General features: G+C 68.2%; 13 protein-coding genes. 4 read left to right on the plus strand and 9 right to left on the minus strand.

Annotated features, from left to right (window positions below; translation table 11 throughout):
- Window positions 1–64: 64 nt before the first annotated feature.
- The 3 genes from BLU38_RS04460 to BLU38_RS04470 all read right to left on the minus strand — a co-directional run bounded on the left by BLU38_RS04460 (window position 65) and on the right by BLU38_RS04470 (window position 2,917).
- Window positions 65–457: a DUF3040 domain-containing protein gene (locus BLU38_RS04460; protein ID WP_091520502.1), complete on the minus strand. Its 393-nt coding sequence runs from the start codon at window positions 455–457 to the stop codon at window positions 65–67.
- A 395-nt stretch (window positions 458–852) separates the two neighbouring features.
- A complete protein-coding gene (gene dinB, locus BLU38_RS04465; protein ID WP_091520507.1) occupies window positions 853–2,121 on the minus strand; it encodes a DNA polymerase IV in 1,269 nt (422 codons plus the stop codon).
- Window positions 2,122–2,194: 73 nt separating this feature from the next.
- On the minus strand, window positions 2,195–2,917 hold the full coding sequence (locus BLU38_RS04470) for a methyltransferase domain-containing protein (RefSeq protein WP_091520510.1): 723 nt from the start codon (window positions 2,915–2,917) through the stop codon (window positions 2,195–2,197).
- Window positions 2,918–3,526: 609 nt separating this feature from the next.
- Between BLU38_RS04470 and BLU38_RS04475 the strand changes: the two genes are divergently transcribed.
- On the plus strand, window positions 3,527–4,822 hold the full coding sequence (locus BLU38_RS04475; protein ID WP_091520514.1) for a cytochrome P450: 1,296 nt from the start codon (window positions 3,527–3,529) through the stop codon (window positions 4,820–4,822).
- Between the two features lie 10 nt (window positions 4,823–4,832).
- Here BLU38_RS04475 and BLU38_RS31555 read toward each other — a convergent pair whose 3' ends face one another.
- The 5 genes from BLU38_RS31555 to BLU38_RS04495 all read right to left on the minus strand — a co-directional run bounded on the left by BLU38_RS31555 (window position 4,833) and on the right by BLU38_RS04495 (window position 7,380).
- Window positions 4,833–5,315, minus strand: a complete 483-nt coding sequence (locus BLU38_RS31555) for a methyltransferase domain-containing protein (RefSeq protein ID WP_269458158.1) — start codon at window positions 5,313–5,315, stop codon at window positions 4,833–4,835.
- Window positions 5,254–5,592 (minus strand): class I SAM-dependent methyltransferase, encoded by a 339-nt coding sequence (locus tag BLU38_RS31985; RefSeq protein WP_197679995.1) that lies wholly within the window; start codon window positions 5,590–5,592, stop codon window positions 5,254–5,256. Before BLU38_RS31985 ends, BLU38_RS31555 begins: the two co-directional genes overlap by 62 nt.
- Window positions 5,593–5,644: 52 nt before the next feature.
- The gene (locus BLU38_RS04485; RefSeq protein ID WP_091520517.1) at window positions 5,645–6,172 is read right to left on the minus strand and encodes a GrpB family protein; all 528 of its coding nucleotides are present in this window, start codon (window positions 6,170–6,172) and stop codon (window positions 5,645–5,647) included.
- 53 nt (window positions 6,173–6,225) lie between these two features.
- Entirely contained in the window at window positions 6,226–6,957 is a 732-nt protein-coding gene (locus BLU38_RS04490) for an ArsR/SmtB family transcription factor (protein WP_172836071.1), read from the minus strand.
- A gap of 120 nt (window positions 6,958–7,077) precedes the next feature.
- Window positions 7,078–7,380, minus strand: a complete 303-nt coding sequence (locus tag BLU38_RS04495) for a SelT/SelW/SelH family protein (RefSeq protein ID WP_091531922.1) — start codon at window positions 7,378–7,380, stop codon at window positions 7,078–7,080.
- 135 nt (window positions 7,381–7,515) lie between these two features.
- Between BLU38_RS04495 and BLU38_RS04500 the strand changes: the two genes are divergently transcribed.
- Together BLU38_RS04500 and BLU38_RS04505 are read left to right on the plus strand one after the other, a co-directional pair.
- Complete coding sequence (locus BLU38_RS04500) at window positions 7,516–8,880, plus strand: phytoene desaturase family protein (RefSeq protein WP_091520523.1); 1,365 nt, start codon at window positions 7,516–7,518, stop codon at window positions 8,878–8,880.
- A 170-nt stretch (window positions 8,881–9,050) separates the two neighbouring features.
- Entirely contained in the window at window positions 9,051–11,216 is a 2,166-nt protein-coding gene (locus BLU38_RS04505; protein ID WP_091531926.1) for a HelD family protein, read from the plus strand.
- Here the strand turns inward: BLU38_RS04505 and metF are convergent.
- Complete coding sequence (gene metF / locus BLU38_RS04510; protein ID WP_091520527.1) at window positions 11,167–12,117, minus strand: methylenetetrahydrofolate reductase [NAD(P)H]; 951 nt, start codon at window positions 12,115–12,117, stop codon at window positions 11,167–11,169. The two genes, BLU38_RS04505 and metF, sit on opposite strands and share 50 nt — an antisense overlap.
- 256 nt (window positions 12,118–12,373) lie before the next feature.
- Between metF and BLU38_RS04515 the strand changes: the two genes are divergently transcribed.
- The gene (locus BLU38_RS04515; protein ID WP_091520531.1) at window positions 12,374–13,573 is read left to right on the plus strand and encodes a polyprenyl synthetase family protein; all 1,200 of its coding nucleotides are present in this window, start codon (window positions 12,374–12,376) and stop codon (window positions 13,571–13,573) included.
- Window positions 13,574–13,578: the final 5 nt, after the last annotated feature.

Genomic DNA, 13,578 nt, shown 5'->3' on the forward strand with positions numbered 1-13,578 from the left:
GCGGCTGGTGATCGGGTCGGCGCGGTTACGGTTGCAACCGTCGTCGTGCCGTGGGTCGGCGAGGTCAGAAGCCGGATTCGTCGCGGCGCTTACGCCAGCGCTCCTCCATCTTGTCCATGAAACCCTGCGCATTCGGCGCCGACTGCGGCGTCTTCGGACGATCGGTGTTGCCGCCGTCGACCGGAGCGTCATTGACGTGCTGCCAGGAGTAGATGGCCGTCACAGCTGCGGCGAGCATCACCACGAAGCCGAGCACGCTGAAAAAGATGTTCGTCGACATGCCGACGACCAGCAGGGCGAGGCCCACGAAGAATCCGACGCCTGCGAGCGCGGCCCGTCTACGGTGAACGCGGCGGCTGCCCTTGCCGCTCAGCGCGTGCGAGAGCTTGGGGTCCTCAGCTGCCAGCGCCTCCTCCATCTGATGGAGGAGTCGTTCTTCCTCATCTGAGAGGGCCATGGGCCACCTCCGACCATTCTGTGTCCGCCTCGTCCACGCAACAGCGTGGATGTACCGACCAGTCTAGGCGTCAAGGGGGTAACGGGAAACCTGAACCCGGAACAGATCCTGATCTGTCCCTGAAACAGGTCCGTCCTCGAGCCGAACGCGAAGCTCGGTCCTCGGCCCTGCACTCCCCAACCACACCGTCGGGCCATCCGCGCTCCCGCGCGCTGTTGGGCCTGACCTTACGTTGGGCCGACCGTGCCTGCAAGATGGCCGTACCGGCAGCGCGACCGCACCTGCTCGACGGACGTGGTACGCCGGTCCCCGCGGTGGCGACCGCTCTCCATGGGCGCACCGCCGGACCGGAAGCGAATCCCTTCGGGCCCGGATTCTGCCCGGCGGGCCGGCTCTCACTGGCGGGCCGGTTCCGCAGCACCCCCTTGCGCGCTCGATCCGCCGAGAAACGGCCGTGGCCCCTGCTCGTCCCCGGTGTCGGACCCGAAGCCTGCTGCGGTGCCGACCGGGCGGCGGACCAGTGCCAGTCGCTGCACCGCACCGCTGCCGAACTTGGCTCCCGCCTCGTCCATGGCGAACTCGAGGTCACGCCAGCCGTGTTCGGGCTCGGTCAGCAGCGGCTGCCGGTAGGTGCGGCGCGCCGGCACCATCCCCTCCCCGCGGACGCCGACCCGGCGGATCCGCTTGCCCCGGCGGGCCAGCTTGGCGAACAACCGGACCGCGACCTCGTGCAGCTCACTGGTGACATCGGACGGCGTCGGTAACGCCGCCGATCGGGTGACGGTGGAGAAATCGGAGTAGCGGATGGTGATGCTGACGGTCCGCGCCAGTTGCTCGGCCTTCCGCAGCCGATGAGCGACCCTGCCTGCCATCCGCAACAGCTCGCGTTCGATGATCCGTGGATCGGCGGTGTCGACGGCGAAGGTCTCCTGCGCTCCGGTGCTGTGTTCCCGGGCCCCCAGGGTGACCCGGCGGCCGTCCCGTCCCCAGGCAAGATCGGCCAGCATCGCGCCGTAGCGCGGACCGAAGGCGTGCTGCAGCACGGTCTTCGGTATCGCCGCCAGGTCGGCGACGGTACGGACGCCGAGCCGGTTCAGCGAGTCGGCGGTCGACCTGCCGATGCCCCACAGTTCCTCGACCAGGAGCGGGTGCAGGAAGTCGGCAACCCGATCGGGAGCGACCTCGACCAGGCCGTCCGGCTTGGCCTGCCGGGACGCGACCTTGGCGACGAACCTGGTCGGCCCGATCCCCACCGAGCAGGTGATCTTCTGCTCGTCGGCGACGGTGGCCCGGATCAGCTCGCCGATCTCGGTCGGCGACCCGAGACGGCGTGTCGAGCCGGTCACGTCCAGGAACGCCTCCTCGATCGAGCCGCGCTCGACCCGGGAGGTGATGCTGTCGAAGATCGCGAAGACGCCGGCCGACACCGTACGAAAGGCGTCGTAGTCCGGTGGCACGGTCACCAGGCCGGGCACCAACCGGCGCGCCCGCACCGCCGGCATCCCTGAACTGATGCCGAGACGCCGGGCCGGATAGTTGGCCGCCAGCACCACGCTGCGGTGTTCGCCGCCGACGATCACCGGGACATCCCACAACTCCGGCCGATGGCGCAGCGCGACCGAGGCGAAGAAGGCGTCCATGTCGACATGCATGATCACGCTCATCCGGCGCCACCACCCTGCCGCGAGCCACCACTCCGCCGCGCGCCGGCACCCGCGCCCGGCGGCCGGCTCGAGGTCAGCGCCGCGCGAAGATGTGTGCCCAGGGCGCGATCGCCCGGAACGCATGATCGCGACAGATCCGGGACTCCAACTCGTACAGCTGGTCGGCCAGTCGGGGTTGCTCCTCCAGCACCGCCTGGGGAACATGGCTGGCCAGCGTCCCGACGCCACTGATGTCTTGGACCGTGAAACCGGCCCGTCCGATCAGCGCCGCCACGTCGTCCGGATCGAACCGGGTCGGGTCGTCCAACGCCTCCAACGCGGCGTCGATGTGCCCCTGCAGTGCCTGGCTCAGCACCACCGCCCGGCGCAGCGGAACCACCACGCTCAACACGCCACCGGGACGGACCACCTCGGCCATCGCGGCCAGTGCGGTGGTCGGGTCGTCGATCACTTCCAAGGTCCGGTGACAGACCATCACGTCGGTGGAGTCCGCGCCGATCAGTCCGACCAACTCCGAAGCATCGCCCTGCACGCCGCGCAGTCGGTCGCTCAGCCGTCGCTCGGTCGTCCGCCGTTGCAGGGACGCCAACGCATCCAGGCTGGGGTCGATGACGGTGACCTGATGACCCTGCTGGGCCAGGGTGATCGCGAAGGTGCCGGTGCCACCGCCGAGGTCGGTGACGGTGAAGTCGTCGATCCCCCGCTCCGCCTGCCAGGCTGCGATCTGTCCGGAGACCAGATCGTCGAGGAATGCTCCCGCCACCGAACGGGATCGGTTGCGCCGGGACTCGGCCATCGGGATCCTCCTGTGCTGTCGGGTCGGCTTCCAGCACAAAGTCTCTCAACACCTCGCCCCCTTTCACGCACCGGTCGGCAATCCCTCGGGAGCTCCGGCTGGGACGGGGGTCGAGTTCCGTCCCGGCCGGAGCGGCCCGGAAGCGCGATGCCGCGAACACCACGCTCGTCGCGGTTGCTCGGTACGGGCCCTTCCCCAAGGAGCCACCGGACGGCCCTCCAGAGACTTGTGAGTCCTCGAGGAACGATCCGACGACATACCGTTATCGAACAACCATTCGACACTGAGCACGGTACAGCTCAGCTCCGACAAAACTCCAGAACCAGGTCGGACCGCGGTCGATTCCCGCGGTGCCGATCGGTCCGAGGCGTGGACACGTCGTCCGTACGGACCGATCGGGACTGCGTGATTGATCACATGCGCGTGGCCGCCGAACAGATCCGGCTGCGCCAAGTATCGTCTCAAGGAACAGAACGTAGAGGCTGCCGGCGAGACGGAGCGAGCAGTTCGGTCGAGGGGGCTCGATCGGGACCGCCCGATCACAGCTGCCTCGATCGAGGTGACTCGACCGCGGCAGACCGGTCGGTGGTCGACGAAGAAAAGGGAACGATGGGCGTCAGATCTACGATCCGCTCCTGGCTGGGCCGACGGCTGTTGGCCAGGTCCGGCGGGCAGCTCGACCTGTCCCAGCTGGCGGCGATCCCGCAGCCGTTCCGGTTGCCGTTCCGGCGTGACGGCGTCGACCCGATCCCGGAGCTCGCCGAGCGGCGAGCCAGCGAGCCGGTGACCCGACTCGGCAAGCTGTTCGGGCTGAGCATCTGGATGGTGTCGGGCTACGACGAGGCCAAGCAGGTGCTCGGTCATCGCGACGCCTACAGCAACAACATCCGGCCGTTCATCGGCAACATCAACGACTCCGAGGCCAACGGGATCGGAGGACTCGGCTTCACCGATCCGCCGGACCACACCCGGCTCCGCAAGATCCTGACCCCCGAGTTCACCCGTCGGCGGCTGCAGCGCCTGGAGCCGAAGATCACCCACACCATCGATCAGCAGCTGGACGAGGTCGCCGCCAAGGGGCCGGTGGTGGATCTGGTCCGCGATTTCGCCTTCCCGATCCCGTTCACGGTGATCTGCGATCTGCTCGGACTGCCGATCGAGGACCGGGAGACCTTCCTGGAGCTCGGGCCGGCCCGGTTCGATGTCACCAGCGGCGGGATGGGTGCGCTGGGCGCCGGGGTCGAGTCCAGGGCATTCATGATCAACGCGGTCCGGCAACAGCGGGAGCACCCCGGTGACGGCCTGATCGGACAGATCATCAAGGACAACCGTGCCGACGTCACCGATCTTGATCTTGCCGGGCTGGCGGACGGTGTCTTCACCGGTGGCTACGAGACCTCGGTCAGCATGTTGTCGCTCGGTGCCCTGGTACTCCTGCGCAACCCCGAGGCGATGAAGATGTTGGCCGAGGACCCGGACTCGGTGGACGAGATCGTCGAGGAGATGCTGCGTTATCTGACGGTGGTCCAGATCGGCTTCCCACGGTTCGCCCGCGAAGATCATCTTCTCGGCGGCCAGCAGATCAAGGCCGGCGACCCGGTGCTGGTCTCGCTGAGCGGGGCCGACCGCGACCCGGCGATCTTCGGCGCCGGTGCCGACAGTTTCGACCCGCACCGCAGGCCCGGTCAGTCACACTTCGCCTTCGGTCATGGCTTCCATCGTTGCGTCGGCGCCGAATTGGCCAGGATGGAGCTGCGGGCCGCCTTTGCCGCCTTCGCCAAACGGTTCCCCAACATCAGCCTCGCGGTCGATCCCGCCGAGCTGCAGTTCCAGGAACTCTCCATCGTGTACGGCCTGAAGGCACTGCCGGTCAGGCTGAACGACGACCAGGGTGCCAGCAGCTGACCCTCGGACGTCATCCCAGTCGCTCGGCGGCGATGATCATGAACGCCGGCAGTGCGACATGGGACTCGATCCCGTCGATGCCGCTGTCCTGTGCGACCTGCGGATCCAGACCGGGTTCGCACACCTCGGTGATCCGGCAGCCGAGACCGATCAGTTCGTTGAGATAGCTGGACAGCGGACGGTGGAAGTCGGTGGCGTGGGCGCCCGGCATCTCGTACTCGTCCAGATAGCGATCGAGCCGGTAGTGCCCGTGCACGGCCCAGGTCCCGATCAGATTCTCGAAGGCGGGATGGCTGATCGAGAACACGAACCTGCCGCCAGGCTTCAGCGCCCGAACACAGGTGGCCATCGCCGGTCGCCAGTCCGGGATCGAGAGCAGCACCATGCTGCAGACCACCGCATCGAATTCCTGCGGTTGGCCGGTCCACGCGCTACCATCCGGACGTCTCCGGATCGGAGAGATCCGCCTGCAGGTACCTGATCCCCTGGTCACGCTCGCGCTCGATGCTTCGGGCCTGTTCGATCAGCGCAGCCGCCGGTTCGAGAGCGACCACGTCCGCGCCGTGTTCGGCCAACAGCCGGCTGAAGTAGCCCTGGCCGGCGCCGGCATCCAGCACCCGCCGCCCCTCCACCGGCCCGAGCAACCGCAACAGATTGGCGTTGATCAGGTGACGTTTGACGAAGTCGCCCTGATCGTCATAGGCGGCGATCGCTGCGGCCGGCATCGCCGACCAGGCTGCGATCGCTTCGGAGTTGTTGATCTTGGACATGCTGAAGGCACCTCTTCGGGCGAGAGTTCACAGGCAGGGCGGGCCGATCAATCTATCGCCTGGTGCCACGATCCGCGGCGTTCGAAGGGTCACGGTCCAGGATGGATGCGATGAGATCGGACTTGCCGGCGTTGTAGGCAGTCCGGTCGGTCCGCAACAACGGGGCAAGCTCGTACTTCCTTGCCGCATACAGCTCGCGGGCGTTGGCGTCGGTCCGCAGGATGTCGCGGAACCGGAGTTGAACGGTGTGCTGCCGATTGCCGCGGACCACCACATACAGATGGTGGTACGGCAGGTCGGGCCGTGACGCGAACCGTTCCCGGCCCGACAGACCGCCGTCCCCCTCATGTCCCCAACCGGCGCCGACCAACGCAGCGATTACCGCCGGCATCTGATCGGCAGTGGGGACGACGGCGAACAGGTCGATGATCGGTTTGGCGGCCAGGCCTGGGACCGACGTGGACCCGATGTGTTCGATCCCATGATCAACTTCATCGAGGGCGCGGTCGACCGCCGTCGCGATCTCGCGGAACATCGCCGGCCAGCACTCGTCGTAGCCAACGACCTCTGACGTGCTCATCGGCCGATGATCCCACGGACTCTTCCACGGTACGGCCGCGGCCACCTTGTTCCTCAGAGCGCGGCGCCGGTCTCCAGATAGCTCTTCAGGCTGCTGTAGATCTCCGGGGTGTCCTCGGCAACCGACGCAGCAGACGCACCGTCGAGCCCGGCGATCGTCACGATCAACTCGCAGACTCCGTCATCCAGGACACGGATCTCGTACTCCAGCGTGCCTGGCTGCTCGGCCGACACCGTGTCGTCCCACCGCGGATCGAAGGTCAGCCGGAGCCGACGAGGGCGATCGGCCTCGAGGACCTCACCGACGATCAGGTCGACGCCTCCGCCGGACATGGCGTAGCGGTCGCCGACCGCCCATCCGCTGCGGATCGTCCCGCCCCACATCCAGGGCCGTGGGGTGTCGTTGTCGGTCAGTGCCCGCCACAGCGCCTCGGCTGTGCAGCGGATCCGGATGCGATAGACGGAGTCGGACATCGATGATCCTTCCAGATGATTCCGCAGCGCGAGCAGCGCACGGGCCTGATGTGCTGAGAAGTCCGACAGCCAGCGGGCAGCGATCTCCTGCAGTGGTACGGCATTGAGGTGATGGTGTTTCTCCCGGCCCGCCCTGACGATCGTGATCAGTTCGGCCTCCTCCAGCACCCGCAGGTGGCTGGCGACGCCGAACCGGGTCATCTTCGGGAAGTGCTCGGTGAGATCGACCAGCGTGCGACCGTCCCGACGGCGTAACAGGTCGAGGATGTCGCGCCGGGTCTCGTCGGCCAACGCACGGAACACATCACCCACGCCACAACCATAGGTGAGCATTTACTCACCTATCAACCTCGCATGCTTGTGGGCGGGAATCAGCCGCGACGATGCGGCCGAATCTCACCCCTTAGTTCACGGAGAGGATGCGTGCCTCAGTTACTCGGCGAGAGCGGCTCGGTCGATGTGGCCCAGGTCTCGCTTGGGTGCGATCCGGTCCCGGATCAGCCGTTTCAGCTCGGCAACGTCGGGGAATCCGCCGTCGCGAGCCCGGTCCCAGATCAACTCATCGCCGATGTACACCTGGAAGATGCCACCCGTCCCGGGCCGCAGCGTCAGCTCACCGTCGTGCTCACTGAGTTCCTTGGCAAAGGTGGTCAGCAGTTCCTGCGCAACCCAACTGGCCCGCAGCAACCACCGGCACTGGGTGCAATAGCTGATCACGATCCTCGGACCTGCCATGTCGGTCAGATTGGCACAGCTTCGACCCGACACCATGGCTGACCCGCCGATACCCGCACCATTGCCTGCCACCCCACGGCCACCGGCTACCGCGATGGACGTCGGACCGACGGCGACTGGGTAGTCTCTGCCGCTGTGGCGGATGTCGTGGTGATCGGGGCCGGGCTGGCCGGGATGGCGGCGGCGGCCCGGTTGGCGAAGGCACGACATCGGGTGACCTTGCTGGAGGCCAGGGACCGGCTCGGCGGCGCCTGGGCTGCCCGCGAGTTGGACGAGACCGTGGTGGACGCCGCGCCGCCGATCTTCTCCTTCCCCGCCCCGTGGCGGGATCTGTTCCGCAAGAGCGGCCGTGCCCTGGAGGCCGAGTTCGCCCGCAGCGGGGATGAACTGGTCGACGCCGAGCCCACCCGGCACGTGTTCGCCGACGGCTCGTCGTTCGTGCTGCCGATCGGACGCGGCGACCAGGATGCGGCGATCTCCGAGCGATTCGGACGACCGGTCGCCGATCGATGGCGGGATCTGGTCGACGGTCTCGGCGACGTCTGGCAGGCGTTGCGGCCGTTGGGTATCGAGGCCGAATTGCGCTCGCGGGAACAGCTCACCCGGCCGGTCAAGAAGGCGCTGCTGCATCGGCAGAGCGTCGCCGACCTCGCCCGCCGGATGGACCATCCCCAGCTGTCGGCGGTGATCACCGACCTCGCGTACGCCGCCGGCTCGGTTCCGGAGCGGACGCCGGCGTTCTGCGCCGTCCAGCTCTATCTCGACCGCACGTTCGGCCGCTGGACCGCCGGCTCCGGGACGACGCTGATCAGCTCCCTGCAGCAGCGGCTCGCCTTGCGCAAGGTCGATGTCCGTACCGGCACCAGGGCAACCGGCATCGGGCCGGACGGTCGCACCGTGAGCACCGAGGACGGGCCGTTGACCGTCGATGCCGTGGTCGCCACCTGCGATCCCGAGCAGCTCTACCGCGACCTGCTGCCCGACACCGTGGCGGGTACCGAACGCCGACTGCTGCGCCGGCTGCCCGGCGCGCTGCGGCCTACGGTGACGCTCGACTGGGCCGAACCGCACCCGACCGACGAAGCCGTCCCCGGCACCGCGACTCCGGCCGACCCGACTTCCCCCGACAGCACGATCGGCCCGGAAAGTCCGGCCGGTCCCGCCCACCCGACAGCTTCCGACGCCCCGACCGAGACGGTGTGGCACCGCAGCACCGGCGGGCCGCTGATCGAATACACCCGACCCGCGGCGGGCCGTACGGTGCTGATCCGGCACGACTACGCCGACGCAGAGCCGGATCGGTCCGCGGGCGTCGGCTGGAACGGGTTCCGACACTGGCTGGACCGGCCACCGGCCAGCAGCGAGCCGGCCGGGCTGTTCATCGCCGGCCCGTCCTCCCGCGGCGGCCCGGCGCCCTCGATGCAGGTGCTGTCCGGGGCCCTGGCGGCGTACGGCTGCCAGCACCTGATCGCCCCGGACCGGCCGCTGGAACCCCGGTGACGAACACGACAGCCGGACGCCGCGAGAGCGGAGTAAAGTTGTCGGTTCGACTTACGGAGTAAGGATCCTTCTTGACAACTCCCGGTGAGACTCAGCCGTCGAACACTTCCACACCCGCACCGACCGCCTCCGGCAACGGCAGCGGGCCGTCCGCCACCACCTCCCCGGAGGTGATCGCCGCCGAGATCGCCGGCGAACAAGCCCATGTCGACCGGGTCTACGACCGACTCGGCGAAGCCACCCGATCGGCCCGGCAGGTCGCCACCGAGGGCCGATCGCTCTATCAGTCCGACCGCGGTTCCTATGTCCGCGAGGAGGACGGCACCGGCCTCTACGAACGGGACGTGTTCGCCTTCCAGGCCGCCAAACGACTGGCCACGCTGGATGCCGAACACGAGGGGCTGGTCTTCGGCCGACTCGATCGGGTCGACCAGCAGACCTTCTACATCGGCCGGATCGGTGTCCGCGACGAGGAGTACGAGCCGCTGGTGATCGACTGGCGGGCTCCCGCGGCAGAACCGTTCTACCGGGCCACCCCGACCAAGCCGATGGACGTGATCCGGCGCCGGGTGCTGCGCTCCCGCGGCCAGCAGGTGATCGGGATCGAGGACGACCTGCTGGACGGCGAGAACGCCGACGGCTCGCTGATCGTCGTCGGCGAGGGGGCGCTGATGGCGGCGCTGCGTCGTGCCCGCGGTCCGCAGATGCGCGACATCGTGGCGACCATCCAGGGCGAACAGGACGAGGCGATCCGGGCGCCGTACCAGGGTGTCACGATGATCACCGGCGGCCCCGGCACCGGCAAGACCGTGGTCGCGTTGCACCGGGCGGCTTACCTGCTCTACTCCAACCGCCGCCGCTTCGAGTCCGGCGGCGTGCTGGTGGTCGGCCCCAGCCGGGTGTTCATGAACTACATCGAACGGGTGCTGCCGTCCCTGGGCGAGGAGTCGGTGACGCTGCGCCCGATCGGTGCGGTCGCCTCCGACGTCGTCCGGCTGAACGGCGAGCGGATCGATTCCGCCGAGGTCGGTGGCATCAAGGGCAGGCTGTCGATGGTCGGCGTGCTGAAGCGGCTGGCCGCCGAACCGGCCCGCGGTACGCCGGACATGCTGGCGATCACCATCAAGGGTGAGCCGCTGGTGCTGCGGGCGGAGACCCTGGCCCGGATCCGGTCCGATGTGCTGTCCCGCTATCGGGTCAATCAGGGCCGCGCCGCCGCCGAGGAGGCGTTGCGGAATGCGCTGTGGCAGCGCAAACCGGAGCAGCTCGATCTGGATCGTGATCAGTTCGACGACCTGGTGACCGGGATGGCCAGCTTCCGGATGTTCTGCAACGCTTGGTGGCCGTTCCTGTCGGCCGAGGAAACCCTGGCCCGGTTGGGCGACCCGGCAACGCTGGCCTCGGTGGCAGACGGCAGCCTGTCGTCCCATGATCAACAACTGCTGGCCGACAGCATCCGGTCCAACCGGATCGGGGCCGGCGGCGAACCGACCGTTGCCGACGGCGCTCTGTTGGACGAGCTGATCGACAAGATCGGCCCGGTGCCGCCCTCGGAGGTGGAGCCGAACATCTTCCTCGACGACGAGGGCTCCGAGGTCAGTGAACTGGTCACGATGGCCGACAAGCTCAGTGTGCAACGGGAGATCGACCTGTTCGCCGAGCCGTATCAGACCTATGCCCACATCCTGCTGGACGAGGCCCAGGACATCTCACCGATGCAGTGGCGGATGCTGCGTCGCCGCGGGCAGCATGCGAGTTGGACGATCGTCGGCGATCTGGCGCAGAGTTCGTGGCCGGATCCGGCCGAGGCGCAGCGGGCGTTGCAGCAGGTGATCGGCAAGGCACCGCATCGGGAGTTCCGGATGAGCACCAACTACCGGAGCCCGTCGGAGGTCTTCGATCTCGCGGCCAAGGTCGCACTGCAGGCCTATCCCGAGGCCGACCTACCGCAGGCGGTCCGATCGACCGGGGTCGAGCCCGACCTCCGGGTCAGCGAAGTTGATCTTGCCCGGGACGCCGCAACGGCGGCCGGCGATCTGCTCGACGCGGTCGAAGGCACCGTCGGGGTGATCTGCCCGCCGTCACTGATCGACGAGATCAGCACCATGATCAACTCAGTGACCGACGACGATCAACTGCGTCGGTTGATCATGGTGACGCCGTTGCAGGCCAAGGGCCTGGAGTACGACGGCGTGCTGGTGGTCTCCCCCGACGACGTGGTCGCCGAGTCACCGGGCGGCGAGCGGGTGCTCTACGTGGCGTTGACCCGGCCGACCCAGCGGTTGATCACGCTCGACCGAACTCCGAACGCAGCCTGGCGTAAACCTCTCGAGTAGCCAGCGAACGGTTCATCGTATAGAGGTGTGCGCCGGGCGCGCCGCCGGCCAGCACCTCCTCGGCGATCTCGGCGGCGATCTCGACGCCGACCTTGCGGACCGCCTTGGGGTCGTCGCCGACGGCTTCCAGCCGGGCCACCACCGGTGCCGGCAACGCCGCACCGGAGAGCTCGGCGAAGCGCTGGATCTGGCTGATCCGAGTCACCGGCTGGATGCCGGGGATGATCGGGATGTCGCAGCCGAGCGACCGGACCCGATCGACCATTTCGAAGTAGCGGGCCGGGGTGAAGAACAGCTGGGTGATCGCGAAGTCGGCGCCGGCATCGGCCTTCGCCTTCAGGATCCGGGCATCAAGATCGGCGTCGGCGGCCTGCGGATGGACATCGGGGAAGGCTCCGACGCCGATGCAGAAGTCGCCGAGTTCCTTGACCGTCGCCACCAGTTCGGTGGCATTGGCCAGGCCTTCGGGATGACGCTCCCACGGGACCGTCGGCCCGCCCGGCATGTCACCGCGGACGGCGAGCACGTGCCGGATGCCGGCGGCGGCGTACGAACCGATCACCCGGCGGAGCTCAGTCCTGCTCTGCGACGCCGCGGTCAGGTGCGCCATCGTGCGCAGCGTGGTGGTCTCGGCGATCTGCTCGGTGATCTTGATCGTCCGGTCCCGGGTGGATCCGCTGGCGCCGTAGGTGACCGACACGAAGTCCGGCTGCAGCTGCTCCAGCCGGCGGACGGTGAACCAAGCCCGTCGTTCCTCCTCCTCGTTGCGCGGCGGGTACAGCTCGAAGGAGAACAGCGGCCGGGTCCGCTGAGCCAGCAGCTCGGCGATCGTCGGCGTACGCAGCGGGGTCGCCTCACCGGCTGCGGTCGGTGGGGTCGACGGAGTCGTGTTGACGGCCATAGCGGCCAAGCCTAACCGGCGGCCCTCACGTCACCGAGTAACCCGCCCCTGCTCCGTCCGGCACCAGCCCGTCCGGCACCAGCCCGTCCGGCACTGGCCGATCAGGATGCGACGCCCGGTGCCCACCGATGCAGCGCCGTCCGACTCGACAACCTCGACGAACGTCCGCACGCCGGGCAAGCCGATCCCGACAAGGACAGCCACCGGTCGGTGATCCGACGCGGGTTCGACGTCCGCGCAGACGTAGGCTCGACACGTGACCCCGCTCGTTCCGCCCTCGCTCGATCCGGCCCCACTCGATCCGACCACGCCGCTGAACGCGGATTTCACCGACGCCATTTCCGCCGCGATCGGCAACTTCCTCGACGGCCAGACCGAGGTCCTGAAGCCGCTGGGTGCCGAACTCGACCCGGTCCAGCGGATCGCCGCCGATCTGACCGGCGGCGGCAAGCGCCTGCGACCCGCGTTCTGCTACTGGGGTTACGTCGCGGTGGCCGGCGAACCGGGCCGGCTGCGGCCCGCGCTGTTGTCGGCGGCGGCGAGTCTTGAGCTGCTGCACGTCAGCGCGCTGGTGCACGACGACGTGATGGACTCCTCCGATCTGCGCCGGGGTCTGCCCGCTGCGCACCGGCGCTTCGAGCGACTGCACGACGATCTGGGCTGGGTCGGCGATCCGACGACCTTCGGTCGGGCCGGCGCGATCCTGCTCGGCGATCTGCTGTTGATGTGGTCGATGCAGATGTTGCACCAGGCCGGGCTGCCACTGGAGATGCTCGACCGCGGGTTGCCGATCATCGAAAGCATGCGGACCGAGGTCACCGCCGGCCAGTTCCTGGACGTGGTCGCGCAGGCCCGTGATCACGCCAGTTATCTCCCCGGACGGACCGCCGGCGACGACGCCGAACTGCAGAAGGCCCTGGACGAAGCGGCCCGGGTGGTGGAGTACAAGTCCGCGCGCTACACGGTCCGCAGGCCGCTGCAGTTCGGCGCTGCGCTCGGCGGTGCCGACGACGCAGCTGACCAGCAGTCCGGTGTGCATGATCAGATCCGGTTGCATGATCAACTCGGCGCGTTCGGCTCCCCCATCGGCCGGGCCTTCCAATATCGCGACGACCTGCTCGGTGTCTTCGGCGACAGCGCTGTCACCGGCAAGCCCAGTGGTGATGACCTTCGGGAAGGTAAGCGTACGGTCCTGGTCGCGCAGGCGCTGGCCGGCGCCGACCCGGCCGGTCGCAGGCTGTTGGAATCCCAGCTGGGCAACAAGGATCTCGACGCCGACGGCATCGCCGGCCTGCAACAAGTGATCACCGAGAGCGGTGCCCGGGAGGCCGTGGAGAAGATGATCGACCATGATTATTCCGAAGCGATGACCGTGCTCGCCGATGCACCGATCACCGATGCGGGCCGGACCGCCCTGACCGCGCTGGCATCCGCCGCCGTACGGCGTTCCTTCTGAGGACC

The organism is Microlunatus soli (assembly GCF_900105385.1).
Taxonomy (GTDB): domain Bacteria; phylum Actinomycetota; class Actinomycetes; order Propionibacteriales; family Propionibacteriaceae; genus Microlunatus; species Microlunatus soli.

Bases quoted from the DNA above. Each gene is read 5' to 3' on its own strand.
- metF (WP_091520527.1), bottom strand. From the start codon at position 12,117: ATGGCCGTCAACACGACTCCGTCGACCCCACCGACCGCAGCCGGTGAG.
- BLU38_RS04470 (WP_091520510.1), bottom strand. From the start codon at position 2,917: ATGGCCGAGTCCCGGCGCAACCGATCCCGTTCGGTGGCGGGAGCATTC.
- BLU38_RS04495 (WP_091531922.1), bottom strand. From the start codon at position 7,380: ATGGCAGGTCCGAGGATCGTGATCAGCTATTGCACCCAGTGCCGGTGG.
- BLU38_RS04485 (WP_091520517.1), bottom strand. From the start codon at position 6,172: ATGAGCACGTCAGAGGTCGTTGGCTACGACGAGTGCTGGCCGGCGATG.
- BLU38_RS04460 (WP_091520502.1), bottom strand. From the start codon at position 457: ATGGCCCTCTCAGATGAGGAAGAACGACTCCTCCATCAGATGGAGGAG.
- BLU38_RS31985 (WP_197679995.1), bottom strand. From the start codon at position 5,592: ATGTCCAAGATCAACAACTCCGAAGCGATCGCAGCCTGGTCGGCGATG.
- BLU38_RS04475 (WP_091520514.1), top strand. From the start codon at position 3,527: ATGGGCGTCAGATCTACGATCCGCTCCTGGCTGGGCCGACGGCTGTTG.
- dinB (WP_091520507.1), bottom strand. From the start codon at position 2,121: ATGAGCGTGATCATGCATGTCGACATGGACGCCTTCTTCGCCTCGGTC.